At 70.2% G+C, this 13353-nt stretch carries 14 protein-coding genes; 10 read left to right on the top strand and 4 right to left on the bottom strand.

The annotated features are described in order from the left end of the window. Positions 1 to 93 precede the first annotated feature (93 nt). Positions 94 to 936, top strand: a complete 843-nt coding sequence (locus TsocGM_RS13605; protein ID WP_126726002.1) for a DUF1559 family PulG-like putative transporter — start codon at positions 94 to 96, stop codon at positions 934 to 936. A gap of 160 nt (positions 937 to 1096) precedes the next feature. Next, positions 1097 to 2137 (top strand): N(4)-(beta-N-acetylglucosaminyl)-L-asparaginase, encoded by a 1041-nt coding sequence (locus tag TsocGM_RS13600; RefSeq protein WP_126726000.1) that lies wholly within the window; start codon positions 1097 to 1099, stop codon positions 2135 to 2137. A 71-nt stretch (positions 2138 to 2208) separates the two neighbouring features. Here the strand turns inward: TsocGM_RS13600 and mutY are convergent, their stop codons facing one another. Then, positions 2209 to 3393 carry an A/G-specific adenine glycosylase gene (gene mutY, locus TsocGM_RS13595; RefSeq protein WP_126725998.1) on the bottom strand — a complete coding sequence of 395 codons (1185 nt, stop codon included), beginning with the start codon at positions 3391 to 3393 and terminating at the stop codon, positions 2209 to 2211. Between the two features lie 413 nt (positions 3394 to 3806). On the opposite strand from mutY, the gene TsocGM_RS13590 reads away from it, so the two are divergent. The 3 genes from TsocGM_RS13590 to TsocGM_RS13580 all read left to right on the top strand — a co-directional run bounded on the left by TsocGM_RS13590 (position 3807) and on the right by TsocGM_RS13580 (position 5312). Beyond that, complete coding sequence (locus TsocGM_RS13590; protein ID WP_126725996.1) at positions 3807 to 4178, top strand: hypothetical protein; 372 nt, start codon at positions 3807 to 3809, stop codon at positions 4176 to 4178. A gap of 60 nt (positions 4179 to 4238) precedes the next feature. After that, on the top strand, positions 4239 to 4850 hold the full coding sequence (locus tag TsocGM_RS13585) for a sigma-70 family RNA polymerase sigma factor (protein ID WP_126725994.1): 612 nt from the start codon (positions 4239 to 4241) through the stop codon (positions 4848 to 4850). A gap of 114 nt (positions 4851 to 4964) precedes the next feature. Beyond that, positions 4965 to 5312 carry a hypothetical protein gene (locus tag TsocGM_RS13580; RefSeq protein WP_126725992.1) on the top strand — a complete coding sequence of 116 codons (348 nt, stop codon included), beginning with the start codon at positions 4965 to 4967 and terminating at the stop codon, positions 5310 to 5312. Positions 5313 to 5391: 79 nt separating this feature from the next. Here the strand turns inward: TsocGM_RS13580 and TsocGM_RS13575 are convergent, their stop codons facing one another. Next, the gene (locus TsocGM_RS13575) at positions 5392 to 6900 is read right to left on the bottom strand and encodes a sulfatase family protein (protein WP_126725990.1); all 1509 of its coding nucleotides are present in this window, start codon (positions 6898 to 6900) and stop codon (positions 5392 to 5394) included. A gap of 207 nt (positions 6901 to 7107) precedes the next feature. Then, a complete protein-coding gene (locus TsocGM_RS13570) occupies positions 7108 to 7875 on the bottom strand; it encodes a lysophospholipid acyltransferase family protein (protein ID WP_158633544.1) in 768 nt (255 codons plus the stop codon). A gap of 260 nt (positions 7876 to 8135) precedes the next feature. Here TsocGM_RS13570 and TsocGM_RS13565 point away from each other — a divergent pair, with 260 nt between their 5' ends. The 5 genes from TsocGM_RS13565 (at position 8136) to TsocGM_RS13545 (ending at position 12636) form a co-directional block, all read left to right on the top strand. After that, the gene (locus tag TsocGM_RS13565) at positions 8136 to 8783 is read left to right on the top strand and encodes an ECF-type sigma factor (protein ID WP_126725987.1); all 648 of its coding nucleotides are present in this window, start codon (positions 8136 to 8138) and stop codon (positions 8781 to 8783) included. 94 nt (positions 8784 to 8877) lie between these two features. Further along, positions 8878 to 10605 carry a serine/threonine-protein kinase gene (locus tag TsocGM_RS13560; protein ID WP_126725985.1) on the top strand — a complete coding sequence of 576 codons (1728 nt, stop codon included), beginning with the start codon at positions 8878 to 8880 and terminating at the stop codon, positions 10603 to 10605. Between the two features lie 148 nt (positions 10606 to 10753). Then, positions 10754 to 11557, top strand: a complete 804-nt coding sequence (locus TsocGM_RS13555) for a ThuA domain-containing protein (protein WP_126725983.1) — start codon at positions 10754 to 10756, stop codon at positions 11555 to 11557. Between the two features lie 162 nt (positions 11558 to 11719). Next, positions 11720 to 12154 carry a hypothetical protein gene (locus TsocGM_RS13550; RefSeq protein WP_199756782.1) on the top strand — a complete coding sequence of 145 codons (435 nt, stop codon included), beginning with the start codon at positions 11720 to 11722 and terminating at the stop codon, positions 12152 to 12154. Continuing rightward, positions 12151 to 12636, top strand: a complete 486-nt coding sequence (locus TsocGM_RS13545; protein ID WP_126725981.1) for a gluconokinase — start codon at positions 12151 to 12153, stop codon at positions 12634 to 12636. Before TsocGM_RS13550 ends, TsocGM_RS13545 begins: the two co-directional genes overlap by 4 nt. A 13-nt stretch (positions 12637 to 12649) precedes the next feature. Here the strand turns inward: TsocGM_RS13545 and TsocGM_RS13540 are convergent, their stop codons facing one another. Beyond that, positions 12650 to 13348: a potassium channel family protein gene (locus tag TsocGM_RS13540; protein ID WP_126725979.1), complete on the bottom strand. Its 699-nt coding sequence runs from the start codon at positions 13346 to 13348 to the stop codon at positions 12650 to 12652. Positions 13349 to 13353 lie beyond the last annotated feature (5 nt).

The following is a 13353-nucleotide window of genomic DNA, read 5'->3' as shown; positions in this document are numbered from 1 at the left end:
TCCGCCTGGCCGAGAAGCGGCCTCGATCCTGGGAGTCGGTCGTCGTGCTCTTCTTGGTCATCTTTGGTACTCCTTCCGGGACCATTATGGCCCATGAAAGTGTCCAGAGAATCCCTCAGGCTAAGGATCACCGGTGCCCATGAGCACAGCATTCTTCTCGCCCTGGCGCCCTATTACGAGCAGGCGAACGTCTACAACGCCTTCAACGTCAACGTCCATTACACGGGGCCCGACACCACCGGCGGGGCGGATATCAACTGGACCATGACCAACATCGGGGTGAGCACCATCTGGTGCCCCAGCGACCCGGATGTCCAGGAGATGCGCCGGTTGACCTACTGGCTTGGCTCCCAGGGCGGCTTCCCCATGCGATACACGAGCTACAAGGGGAACGCCGGGCCCTGGCCCACGCCAGCCCGCAGCACCGACCCCGCCGACGCGATCTTTGGGGCCCAGAAGAGTAATGCGCTCGGCCTGTTTTACTATTACAGCAGCACCAAGCTGTCTGACATCCGGGACGGCACGAGCAACACCCTGATGTTCGGCGAGACCGCCTACGGCCTGCTCGACGAGGGATCGAAGGTCGAGTGGCACTGGTGGACCTCGGGGAACTACGGTGACACGATGTTCACCACGTATTACCCGCTCAATCCGCACCGAAAGCTCGCCAACGGCACCTCGGTGGGCGTCAACACCAGCGTCTTCGTCGTCACCGCGTCAAGCCTCCACCCTGGCGGAGCCAACTTCTGCATGGCCGACGGCTCGGTTCGCTTCATCAAGGACACCGTCAACACCTGGCCGCACAACTCCAACGGCTCACCGACAGCGGTGACCGCGAGTAACGGCGTCTTCACGGTCGGCCCCCCTGGCTTCGGTGTCTACCAGGCCCTTTCCACCCGCAAGGGCGGCGAGGTGATCTCCGCCGACCAGTACTGACCCGATCGCGGCTCCGGCGACCGGGATCCGGAGCCGGCATCTTGCCCACGCCCGAGCCCGCTCCCCTGCCTCATCGCCCGGCCCCCACTCCCGCCGACCGGCTCCGCCCCCCGGAGCCTGGTCGGCCACGGGGACCGATCGTTACCGAGGAGTCCTTCCCATGACTGATGGACTGAACCGCCGATCGTTCCTCACCGCCTCGGCCGCCGCGGGGCTCTCCCCCCTGGCCATTGGCGCCATGCCGAGGAAGCCGGCCGGCGCCGGCAGCCCCGTGATCGTCGCCAGCGGCAACGGCTTCCGCTACCTCGACGAGGCGATGGAGAAGCTCCGGCAGGGGACCGACCCGCTCGACGCCGCCATCGAGCTGGTCGCTCACGTCGAGGCCGACCCCAACGACCGCTCCGTCGGCTACGGCGGCATCCCGAACGAGGATGGCGTCGTCGAGCTGGACTCGGCCGTCATGCACGGCCCGACCCACGGCGCCGGCGCCGTCGCCTCGATCCGGGACATCATGCACCCGGCCGCCGTCGCCCGGCTGGTCATGCAGCGCACCAAGCACGTCCTGCTCGTCGGCGAGGGGGCCAAGCGGTTCGCCCTGGCCCACGGCTTCAAGGAGGAGAACCTGCTCACCGACGAAGCCCGGGAGGTCTGGCTCCGCAACAAGGAGCGGCAGGGCACCTACTGGGTCCCCGCCCCCGACGACAAGGTCGCCGCCCACATCAAGCAAGAGGCGGACAACCTCACCACCGGCACCATCCACTGCTCCGCCCTGGACACCCACGGCGACCTCGGCTGCGTGACCACCACCTCCGGCTGGGGGATGAAGATCCCCGGCCGCGTGGGAGACTCGCCGATCCTCGGCGCCGGGCTGTATCTCGACAACGCCGTCGGCTCCTGCGGCTCGACCGGCCTGGGCGAGATCAACCTGCTCAACTGCTCCTGCTACCTGATCATCGACGAGATGCGCCGCGGCAAGCACGTCAAGGACGCGCTGGTCGCCTCCCTGAAGCACATCGCCGAGGTCACCAGCCGCAACCCCCGCTACCGAGGGGAGGACGGGAAGCCGAACTACGGCGTCACCTTCTACGCCGTCTCGAAGGACGGGCAGTACGCCGGCGCCAACATGGTCGGCGGCGCCCGCATGGCTGTGCACGACGGCAAGGAGGCCAAGATGGTCGACTGCGTCCCCATCTTCGAGTGAGCCCGAGGCCGGACCACTCCCCTCCCCGATCCCGGCGTCCGGCGGCCCCCGCCGGACGCCGGCCCCTCCGCTCAGCGATCCCCTGACCTCCAGGCCTCCGGATGCGCCGAGAGCCAGGCCGACAGCCGTCGGGCCGCCCCGGTTCGGGGGAGCGCGTCGAGTTCCTCGATCGACTTCCAGGAGACGTCCGAGATCCCCGGGCCCGGCCGAGGCTCCCCCTCGATCGGCGTCGCGACGCGGGCCGACAGCGAAACGCGGTGCCTGGTCACTCCGTACCGGATCGAATGGACCTCCGGGCCGACCCGCAGGCCAACGCCCGTCAGTTCCTTGAACCGAGGGGCCAGGTCGTCTCCGACGCCGGCGCCAGGCCCCCGACCAGCGGGGTCGGCCCCGGAGAGGTGGACCGTTGGGAACTCGAAGAAGTGCTCCCAGAGCCGGCCGGGCCCCCGTTGGACCACCAGGACGCGGCCCCGGACGTCAACCGAAACCACGCAGACCTCCGAGACCTCCAGGGGCGGCGTCGGGGCCGCTCGCCTCGGCAATTCGTCCTGCCTCCCCTCGAGGCGGGCGAGGCAATCGGAGGCAACCGGGCAGGTCAGGCACATCGGCGCTCGGACGGTGCAGATCGTCGCCCCCAGGTCCATCATCGCCTGGTTGAACCGCCCGGCCCCCTCCGGGGGGACCAGCCGGGCCGCGGCCTCCCAGAGCCGGGCCTGCGACGGAGCGGAGCGGACGTCCTGCTCCCAGCAGAGCCACCGAGCGAGAACGCGCTGGGTGTTCGCCTCCAGGATCGGCTCCGGGCGGTCGAAGGCGATCGATCCGACCGCCCCGGCGATGTACCGTCCGACCCCCGGCAGCGTTCGCAGCGCCGCTGGGTCCTCCGGCACCCGGCCGCCGTGCTCATTGACGATGGCTCGGGCGGCCGCCTGGAGTTGCCGGGCCCGGCGATAGTATCCCAGCCCCTCCCAGGCCTTGAGCACCTCCTCCTCGTCGGCCAAGGCCAGCGCCTCGGGAGTCGGGAACCGCCGGATGAACCGGGAGAAGTAGGGCCCGGCCGCCGCCACCGTCGTCTGCACGAGCATCACCTCGGCGACGAGCACCTTGTACGGATCCCGGTCGGCCCTCCAGGGCAGGGCGGCCCGGCCGTCCCGGTCGAACCACGAGAGCATCGCCTCGCGCACCCGGGAGACCCAGGACGGGTCCGAATCGGGCCTCTTCGATTCCGGAAGGGCCCCGGTTCTTCTGGCTCGTCCCATCGTCCTTCTCCTCCCTCTCCCCCGCCAATCCCCCGGATCCGGCCTCCAGCATAGCAGGGGAACAGCCGAATCCCCGGCCGACTCGACCCGCAATTCCCCGCAATTCCCCGGGGATCGAACGACACGCCGCCTTCCTAGTCGTAGAGTCCTCCTGACGGGGAGAATCGGAACCGGATGCCGAGGACCACGAGCAGCGAGCGTCAGTTGGAATCAATCGCCTGAACCGGACAAAAAAAACCGACAACCCGCAAAATTTCGCTTGACGTCCCAGCTTCGCGGTTCATATTGGTTGTGCAGGGAGGTGAGCGTGCGGGCGTGCGGCCAGAGCGGCTCGATGAAGAGCGCACGGGCGGCCGACGCGACCCGCGGAAATTGCCGACGCTGGCAACCAAGCTCCCCGGAACTACCCAATCATGGTCGATTACAGCAGCGAATGCATCGCTGGCCTTTCGCCGGTCGGCGAGGCGAGTGTCGGTTACTCCCAGGGCTTCGGAGTTGAGGCCCGGACGGATCGGATGCCCGGAGACGAGTTCGGGAGGCTGGTCCGCCTGGTCCGGGAGAACGAACGGCTCCACGCGGAGCTGGAGGCGGTTCGGGTCCGGACGAATCGGGCCTGGGCCTACCTGTCGGAGCCGGGGTGCAACGCCGCCCTGGCGATGGCGCAGCTGGACCGGCTGCGTCTGAGGAGGTCGGCGCTGCTGGCCCATCTGAGGGCCAACCGCATCGAGGCGAGGGAGTTGCTCGGCGGCAGGCCGACGGCCGACGAGCGGGTCGAACTGAATTGAACCGAGAAATCCGCCGGAACTGGACCACACCTTGGGACAAACACCTTTCGGAGAACGACCGTGCGATCGGAGAATCCTCGCAAGGAGCGGACGCCGCTGACGGAAGCGCAGCAGCGGTTGGCGGTGCAATACCTTCCCATGGCCAGGTCGCTGGCCCGACCGTTCAAGGAGCAGTTTCCCGACATCTGGGAGGAGTTCGAGTCGGCCGCCTGCATGGCGCTGGTGGAGGCGGCTCGATCGTTCGAGCCGGCCCGGGCCGTGAAGTTCTCGACCTTCGCCCGGCAGCGGATCTGGGGAGGGCTGTGCGACGTTCGCCGGGAGCGGCTTGTCCGGACCCGGAATGAGTGCCGGGCCTTCGCGGGCTCCGACGGGACCTCGGCCCCGATGGAGGAGATCGCCCGCGACGACCGCCCGGTCGGCGCCGACCTGGAGGCGGTCGAGGCCGTGGAGTCCTGGCTCCGCAAGCTTCCCCGCCAGCACGCCAAGGCGTGCCGCCTGATCTACCTTGAGGACAAGACTCACGCCGAAGCGGCCGAGATCCTCGGCTATTCCCCCTCTCGGATCACCTACCTCCACCTCGAGTCGCTGGCGATGCTCGGGGACGCCGTCTGTCCCGGCTTCAAGCCCATCCACCGCCGCCGGGCCCGCTCCCGCGGCGCCGTGCCTGCCTGACGGCCGGCCGGTTGGCCGATCGTCGAATCGTCCGCATCCGAAACGCTCTGTCGAACCTCAACGCACCTGGTCATCACGAACTGGTCCCGAACGAATCAACAGAAGGAAACGACGATGCTTGTCCTGAAGCGCAAAGAAGGTCAGTGGGTCGAAATCATCCACCGCTCCGGCGATGTGATCCGCCTGCGGGTCTACGACATCCAGTCCTCCCCCGGTTCGCCGAGCCGGGCGAACCTCGCCTTCGACGACTCGGCCCGGAACTTCGAGATCCGACGCCCTGAGCGCCGCGTGACCGTGCCGAATCCGGCCGCCCTCCCGGCCGCCCTGGCCGACGCCGGGGCCCCGGCGGATGGCGGGATGCCGCCGGCCGTCGAGGAGCCGGCGGCCGGTCGGGAAGACCAGTCGGCGATCCTCCTTCCCGGGATTCCGGCCTCCGAGTCGATCGGGGCCGAGTGCTCCTGATCCCGGGATGCTCGAGACCGATCCCCGGCCCCCGCTCCCCGCTCCCGGGGCGCGGGGGTCTTCGTCGTCCGGTCGGGGATTAGGCCTGAGGAGGGAAGAGCGCAAGCTCTCTCAGCGGCAGGGTGATCGAGAAGTCGTCCCGCTCGACGGCGGCCACGAAGCGCCGGAGCACCAGCTCCAGGTGCTCGATGAGGTCCGGGTGCCGCTCCGCCACGTCGTTCTGCTCCCAGCGGTCCTCGGGCTTGCGATACAGCTCGACCCGTCGGGGAGGGTCGTCGGGGTCGGCCTCGATGGGGACGATCAGGTGCCAGTAGTGGGTTCGCAGCGCGAACTCCTCGACGTCCATGCCCATGCAGGCGAAGTCCCGGAATTTGGTCGCTCGGCCTCGGATCAGCTCCAGCAGGTCCCGGCCGTGCATCGGAGGGCGGTCCAGGTCGGCGGGAGATTCGCCGGCCCCCAGGGCCGAGAGGATCGTCGGCAGCAGGTCGACCGTCTGCACGATCGCCTGATGCCGTCGGCCGCCGAGTTCCCCTCCCGGCAGTCGGACGATCAGCGGGGAGTGCACTAGCTCCTCGTACAGCCAGGGGCGATAGCGGCGGACGAAGCCGTGCTCGCCGAGAGGCTCCCCCTGGTCGGAGGTGAACACGACGAGCGTGTCGTCCAGCCTGCCCAGGCGGCCGAGGGCGTCCAGCAAAAGGCCGATCTGCCGGTCCAGCGCCGTCACGGCCCCGGCATAGGTGCGCCGGAGCCGGAACAGCTCCTCCTCCGAGAGTTCGTCTCCCACCGGCCCGGGGGGGACGTCGATCAGCACCGGGACGTCCTCGACGAACAGGTCGTCGGCCTGCTCCTCGCCGTCCTCCTCGACGAGGTCCCCCTCCTCGCCGGCCTCGAAGTCGTCGGGCTCGACGCTGACGTAGCGGTCCCGGTCGGCCGGGGGAGGATCCCAGGGTCCGTGGGGGCTGAACAGGTCGAGCCAGAGCACGAACGGCGACGCATCCCGAGGCGACCGCTCCAGCCAGTCGATCGCCGCCCGCACCGCTCTTCCCGACCCGGCGTTCTCTTCCGAGTTCAACCTCAGCACGGCTCGGTTGCGGAGATATTGCTCCCACCGGAGCCTCCAGAGCTCGCGATCCGGGTCGTCCTCGGGAGGGAGCCGGAGCCCCGGCTCATCCTCGATCGACACCCCCGAGGCCCTTGGGTCGTCGGCCCGGATGTAGGGGTCGTATCCCTGTCCCCGGATCCAGACGACCTCATCGAACCCCCGGCCGAAGCCGTGCCCGGCCTGCCGGAGCATCGGCACGTCGGAGATGAGGGCCGACCGCACGCCCCGGTCATAGAGCAGATCCGGCAGGATCGGCTCGTCGGGCCGAAGGGGGGTCCAGCCCTGGTCGGGGTCGGGGAAGCCGTAGCGGCCGGTCCACCAGCTCCGTCGAGTGGGCAGGGTGGTCAGGTTCTCGGGGTAGTGGTGGTCGAAGACGACCCCCTCGCTCGCCAGGCGGTCGAGGTTGGGCGTCTCGATCCAGGCGTTCCCATACGGCCCCAGGAACCCGAGATGCAGCCCGTTGCAGGCGATGACGATGACATTCATGCCCCCGATTGTAGCGACCCCTCCCGCTCGGGATGAAGGGGAGCCGCCGGGGGGAACGATCGGGAGGTGGGACGGCTCGCCCACCGGGTCAGGCGAGATGCCCCGGCCAAGACGTCGCCGAGGCGCATCGACCCGGTCGGTCGGTCCGTCGCGAGGCGCCCGGCTCCCTCCCGACCACCGCCGGGGGACGGCGTCCTGGCTCCGGCCTCAGGCGGCGTCGTTGCGGCCGTCGGCGGCGGGGGCGGCGGCCATCGCCGGGGGGGCCTCTCCCCGGGCGATCGCGTCGATGACGGGGCGAGGGGCGTCGTTGACCCGATCGCCGAGGGCGCGCTGAAGATCGGCCGTCAGCGCGGCGATGGCCTCCTTGCGGGGCAACTCGGCGTAGTCGGCCACCCGGATCGGCGGCAGGATCTCGACCTCCGCCCGGGATCGATAACGGAGAAAGCGGTCGGAATACGTCAGGCGGATCGGCACGATCGTCAGCGGCTCCTCCCCCAGGTCGTTTTGCACCAGCAACGACAGCCAGGCGGTGCCCGGCTTCAGCGGGTGGACCTCCCCCGGCGCCAGTCGGAAGATGTTCCCCTCGGGGAAGATGACCAGCGCCTGGCCCGATTGCAGGATCTCCCGGCAGTGCTTCAGGGCGCCGGGGGTGGGCCGGGCGGTGTTGATCGGGAAGGCGCCGAGCCGGCGGATGAACCACCCCTGGACGCCCCGGGCGACCTCGTCGTGCGAGGTCAGGAAGCGGAGGATCCGGAACTTCGGCGCCCGGCACAGGGCCTCGTAGAGCATGATCGTGTCCCACCGCGTCCGGTGCGTTGGAGCGAGGATCACCGGTCCCTCGGAGGGCAGGCGCTCGGGGTGGAGCACTCGGACCCGGAAGTAGGTCCGCACCAGGACCCAGTGGATCGGCCAGACGGCCCAGATCAGCCATCGGGAGACGTGGGACCTCGGCGTCTCGGGGGCGGCGGCACTCATCGGCGATCGACTCCCATTCCCGGCGACGGCCGGGGATTCGCTCGCGTTTTGGATCATCAACTCGCTACCTTACCCTGCGAGGGCTCCGCTCGGCAGTGCCACCCCGGACCCGGACCGAATTGCGCCTGGGACGGCCCCGGCCGGCCGGCTAGAATGCGGCTCGGGACGCGAGCGGTCCCCGATCGGATCGACCCGGGCCGGGCCGGCTCGATCCGCCCTCGAAGCCAAAAGCGCCCGGGACCGGGACGAGGGGCCTCGGCATGGCATCGGGCGATCCTGAAGACGATGGGGGCTCGGTCACGCGCTGGATCAGCCAGCTGAAGGCCGGCGACGCCGAGGCGGCCCAGCCGCTCTGGGAGCGGTACTTCGACCGCCTGGTCCGCCTCGCCCGTCAGAAGCTCGCCGCCGGCCGACGCCTCGGCGGGGACGAGGACGAGGAGGACGCCGCCCTCTCCGCCTTCGAGAGCTTCTGCGCCGGTGCCTCCCGAGGCCGATTCCCCCTGCTCGGCGATCGCGAGGACCTCTGGCGACTGCTCGTCGTCATCACCGCCCGCAAGGCCGGCGCCCAGGCGCAGCGCCGGCGTGCTCAGAAGCGAGGCGGCGACCTCCGCCGCCTCGACACCGCCGGCATCGGCGACGACCCCGAAGGCCTGATCCTTGAGGAACTGGCCGGCCCCGAGCCCACCCCCGAGTTCGCCGCCATGGTCGCCGAGCAGTACCAGCTCCTGCTGGACTGCCTCGGCGACGACGACCTCCGCCGCGTCGCCGTCTGGCGGCTCGAAGGGCTGACCAACGACGAGATCGCCGACCGCCTCGGCTGCGCCCGCCGCACCGTCGCCCGCCGGCTCGACCTGATCCGGAAAATCTGGTCGAACGAGGACGACGGCGAACGCGAGGCCGGCCCGTGACCCCTCGCGGGCGATCGGTTGCAAACCCTCGATCCGATCCCGAAGATGACCGTGGCCAAGGCCCGCCCAGTCCCTGGACGACGGAGGGGGAGCGATGTCCGAGCCCGGGACCACGGAGCCGATGGACGAGACCCTGTCGCTCGACCGGGCCCGGCTGGTCAACGACGTCTGCGAGCGGTTCGAGCTCGCCTGGGACGCCGAGCCCCGCCCCCGGATCGAGGACGTCCTGGCCGGGGCCGGGGCGACCGGCCCCGAGCGCCGGATCTTGCTCCGGGAGCTGATCGCCCTGGAGCTGGAGCTGCGCCGGGGGCAGGGCGATCGGCTCGACGAGGCCGAGTACCTCCGCCGCTTCCCCCGCGACCCCGAGGTGATCGACAGCGTCTTCCGAAGCATCGAGCCGGAATCGATCGCCGGCTACGAGCTGCTGGGGGAGCTCGGCCGGGGAGGGATGGGGGTCGTCTACCGGGCCCGGCAGGGGAGCCTCAATCGCCTCGTGGCGTTGAAGGTGATGCGGGCCGGGCGGCTGGCGTCGGAGGCCGAATCGCGTCGGTTCCGCATCGAGGCCGAGGCGGCGGCCGGCCTGAAGCACCCGAACATCGTCCGCATCTTCGAGGTCGGCTGCTGGCGAGGCCTGCACTACTTCAGCATGGAGCTGATCGAGGGCGGCAGCCTCTCCCGGCTTGCCCCCCGGTTGCGGGACGAGCCCGAGACGGCGGCCGTCCTGCTGGTGAAGGTCGCCCGAGCGGTCGACCACGCCCACCGCGCCGGGTTCGTTCACCGGGACCTGAAGCCGTCGAACATCCTGCTCGACGGCGGCATTGGCGACCCTCCCGGGCGCCGGGAGCCCTTCGTCACCGACTTCGGGCTGGTCAAGCGCGTCGGCCCTGGCTCGGAGGACGGCCCGACCCGGCCCGAGGGGATCGTCGGCACGCTCGAATACATGGCCCCCGAGCAGGCCCGAGGCGGGCCGATCGACGCCCGAACCGACGTCTACGGCCTCGGGGCCGTACTCTACGCCCTGCTCACCGGCCGCCCTCCCTTCCGGGCCGACTCCCCGATGGAGACGCTCGTGCTGGTCAACGAGCGAGAGCCCGAGCCTCCCCGGCGGCTCAACCCCCGGGTCCCCCGCGACCTGGAGCGGGTCTGCCTCCGATGCCTGGAGAAGGACCCCGACCGCCGCTACCCGTCGGCCGAGGCGATGGCCGAGGACCTCGACCGCTTCCTCCGGGACGAGCCGGTCCTGGCTCGGCGGCTCGGCCTCGTCGGCCGACTGCGGCGCTGGGGGCGCCGGGAGCCCCAGCTCGCCTTCCGGCTGATCGCCATCGGGGCCGCGACGGCCTTGACCCAGGCCAACTACCTCGCCAATTCCCCGACAATCCGCCGGGGAGATCTCCACGTCCAGGTCACGATCGCCGAGGTGCTCTGGCTGATCGCGGCCGTCGTGCTCCAAAGGCTGGCCCGGCGATCGGGCCGCCCGGAGCGGCTCTGGCCCGGGTGGGTCGCCCTCGACGTGGCCACCCTGACCTTCGTGGTCCGGCTGCTGGGGGGAGAGGCCAGCGTCCTGGTCGTCGGGTACCCGGTGATCGTCGTCGCCGCCGGGCTCTGGTCCCGAGAGTGGCTCGTCTGGGTCGCCGCCGGGCTGGCGTCGCTCGGCTATGCCGCGCTCTGGGCCGAGCACGTCTTGACAGTCGGATTCGAGCGCAATTATTACCTGAACATTGTCATCGCCTCGCTGTTCGTCGTCGCGGCGATCGTCTCCCACCAGGTCCGCCGGCTCTGGTCGCTCGGCCGCTACTACGACCACCGGCCGGTTCCCCGATGACGCCGCCGCCCTCCCCTCGCGGCGGACGAGGCCGGTCGTTAGTTTAGGGCGAGACGATCGGGCCGGGCCCGCCGTCGGCCGGGGGTCGGCCGGGGGCGTCCGACGGCCGACGGCCCGATCGCTCGATCGAAACCGGGAGTCGACGCCCATGACCCGACGCCTCACCCTCGCCTGCCTCGGCCTGCTCGGCCTCGGCCTCTCCCTCGCCGCCCCTCCCGCCGGCTCGGCGGCGCAGGAGGACCCGATCCGGTGCCTCATCATCACCGGCGACCACCGCGGCCACGACTGGAAGGAAACCACCCGCATCCTCGAAGCGTTCCTCGAGGAAGGGGGCCGCATCGTCGTGGACGTGACCGCCACCCCCGCCAAGGACCTCAACCCGGAAAACCTGGCCAGGTACGACGTCCTGCTGCTCAATTACCGACAGGGGAACGAGCCGCCGTCGGGGACGGTCTGGACCGAGGAGAACAAGCGGGCGCTGCTCGACGCCGTCGAGGGCGGCACCGGCCTGGTCGTCTACCACTTCGCTTCCAGCGCCTTCGCCGATCCGAACTGGGAAGAATATGAGCGCATGATCGGAGGAGGCTGGCGCACCCAGGGCTTCCACGGGCCGAAGCACAACTTCACCGTCAAGAAGGCCCTCGTCGAGCACCCGATCTCCGCCGGGCTCCCCGAGCAGTTCGCGCACGAGGTCGACGAGCTGTACCAGAATTCCAAGATGGTCGAGGGCAACGTCGTCCTCGCCACCGCCTACTCCGACCCGAACCTCCCCCGAGGCACCGGCAAGGACGAGCCCGTCATCTGGGTGAACTCCTACGGCTCTGGCCGCGTCTACAACAATGCCCTCGGCCACGACGCCACCGCCATTTCCGACCCCCTGTTCCAGGAATGGATGCGTCGAGGAGTCGAATGGGCCGCCACCGGCGAGGTGGCCGCCTCGGGCGGGAAGTAGGCGGCCGGCAGGGCGCGACCAGCCGCGCGCCGGAGGGCTCCCCGCCCTGACCTCCTGGCCTGTGCCGCCTGCCGGCTGCGATCACTCCCCTGCCCCGACGGCCCCGATCCAGGCGCCGGCCCCTCCCCCGGGGCCGGCCGCCGACCCGCCAGGATCCGTCGCATGAGTGAAGCCCCATCTCCCCCGCCGCCGAAGGGCCAGCGCGACTACAGCGGCGTCCGCCTGACCCGGCATGCGATCGAGCGGTTCGTCGAGCGGTTCCACGTCCCGGTTCCCGACGCCGAGCCCGCCCTTCGGGAGAGTCTGTCTCGCACCCGGAGGCTCGGACGCAACCGGGAGAATGGCGCCGTGGCGGTCCTCGGCCTGCACCGGGGAAAGATGCTGGTGGCGATCCTCCAGGACGCCTCCTGCCTGACCGTCCTCACCTGGCCCCTCTTCGAGCCGAGGCTCCCGGAGTTCGGCCGAGCCCGGCTTCCCCGAAAGCGGGGGAGGATGCTCCGGAGGCTGGCGGGGGAGTCGGAAACGGGGGAGGCCCCGATGCCCGACGACGGAGCGCCTCCCGGGAGGGAACCGGGCCGCGGAGGAGCCGCATCATGATCGTCGTGCTGATGGGAGTGACCGGCTCGGGCAAGACGACCGTCGGTCGGGTCCTCGCCGACCTCCTCGGCTGGACCTTCCTCGACGCCGACGCCTACCACCCCCTCGCCAACATCGAGAAGATGCGCCGGGGCGCCCCCCTCACCGACGACGACCGCCGCCCCTGGCTCGACGCCCTCGCCCGGGTGATCGACCGGGCGCACGACTCGGGCGAGAAGATCGTGCTCGCCTGCTCCGCGCTCAAGCACTCGTATCAGGATTACCTCAAGCACGACCTCAACGACGTCCGCTACGTCTGCCTCTGCGGCCCCGATGCGCTGATCGCCAAGCGGCTGGCCGCCCGAGAGGGGCACTTCATGGACCCGGGCCTGCTCGAGAGCCAGCTCGAGTTGCTCGAGCCGCCGGAGGACGCGATCCGGGTCGACATCGGCGGCACTCCGGAGAAGATCGCCGGGGAAATCCGGGGCCGGCTCGGCCTCTGACGAACCGGGCCGCTCAGCGTCTCCCCCGAGACGGGGGAGTGCTGTCATCCTCGTTCTCCTGCTCAACCCGAGCCAGGTCCTCGTCCTTGCCGGCGATGAGGATCGTGTCCGAGTCCTTCAGCGGCGCGTCCGGGTCGGGGATGGGAATCATCTCGTCCCGAAGCATGTCGTGCACCGCGATGACCGAGATCCGGTAGCGCCTCGGCAGCTCCAGCTCTCGGAGCGACCGGCCGATCCAGCGCGTCGGCACGGCCAGCTCCTGGATGCTCAGCGAAGTTCCCATGCGGATATAATTGAGAATTCCCTTGCTCGCGATCCGGGCCGCCAGCCTCAGGGCGCTCTCGCGTTCGGGGAAGATCGACTCGGTCACGCCGATCTTGTCCATGACCCGGGCGTGGTTGATGGAGATCACCTTGACGAAGATCTCCTCGACCTTCAGGTCCTTCAGCGACATCGTCGCCAGGATGCTCGCCGTGATGTCGTCGCCGGTGGAGACGACGCCCACGTCGGCCTTCTCGGCCCCCAGGCGCTTGAGCGTCTCGATCTGCCGGCCGTCGCCGACGGCGGCCGTGTTCACGTAGGGCGCGATCCGGTCAACGGCCGCCTCGTCGGTGTCGACGGCCACCACCTCGTGCCCCTGCTCGTGCAGCTTCGCGGCCAGCGTGTGCCCGAAGTTGCCCAGGCCGACAACCACGAACCGCTTCTTCTCCATCGGGA

Origin of the sequence: Tautonia sociabilis, assembly GCF_003977685.1 — a bacterium.
Classification (GTDB): Bacteria; Planctomycetota; Planctomycetia; order Isosphaerales; family Isosphaeraceae; genus Tautonia; species Tautonia sociabilis.
This window is presented reverse-complemented; position numbering and strand designations above follow the sequence as displayed.

Bases quoted from the DNA above. Each gene is read 5' to 3' on its own strand.
- TsocGM_RS13560 (WP_126725985.1), top strand. From the start codon at position 8,878: ATGTCCGAGCCCGGGACCACGGAGCCGATGGACGAGACCCTGTCGCTC.
- TsocGM_RS13555 (WP_126725983.1), top strand. From the start codon at position 10,754: ATGACCCGACGCCTCACCCTCGCCTGCCTCGGCCTGCTCGGCCTCGGC.
- TsocGM_RS13565 (WP_126725987.1), top strand. From the start codon at position 8,136: ATGGCATCGGGCGATCCTGAAGACGATGGGGGCTCGGTCACGCGCTGG.
- mutY (WP_126725998.1), bottom strand. From the start codon at position 3,393: ATGGGACGAGCCAGAAGAACCGGGGCCCTTCCGGAATCGAAGAGGCCC.
- TsocGM_RS13570 (WP_158633544.1), bottom strand. From the start codon at position 7,875: ATGAGTGCCGCCGCCCCCGAGACGCCGAGGTCCCACGTCTCCCGATGG.
- TsocGM_RS13550 (WP_199756782.1), top strand. From the start codon at position 11,720: ATGAGTGAAGCCCCATCTCCCCCGCCGCCGAAGGGCCAGCGCGACTAC.
- TsocGM_RS13540 (WP_126725979.1), bottom strand. From the start codon at position 13,348: ATGGAGAAGAAGCGGTTCGTGGTTGTCGGCCTGGGCAACTTCGGGCAC.
- TsocGM_RS13580 (WP_126725992.1), top strand. From the start codon at position 4,965: ATGCTTGTCCTGAAGCGCAAAGAAGGTCAGTGGGTCGAAATCATCCAC.
- TsocGM_RS13605 (WP_126726002.1), top strand. From the start codon at position 94: ATGAAAGTGTCCAGAGAATCCCTCAGGCTAAGGATCACCGGTGCCCAT.
- TsocGM_RS13600 (WP_126726000.1), top strand. From the start codon at position 1,097: ATGACTGATGGACTGAACCGCCGATCGTTCCTCACCGCCTCGGCCGCC.
- TsocGM_RS13575 (WP_126725990.1), bottom strand. From the start codon at position 6,900: ATGAATGTCATCGTCATCGCCTGCAACGGGCTGCATCTCGGGTTCCTG.
- TsocGM_RS13590 (WP_126725996.1), top strand. From the start codon at position 3,807: ATGGTCGATTACAGCAGCGAATGCATCGCTGGCCTTTCGCCGGTCGGC.
- TsocGM_RS13545 (WP_126725981.1), top strand. From the start codon at position 12,151: ATGATCGTCGTGCTGATGGGAGTGACCGGCTCGGGCAAGACGACCGTC.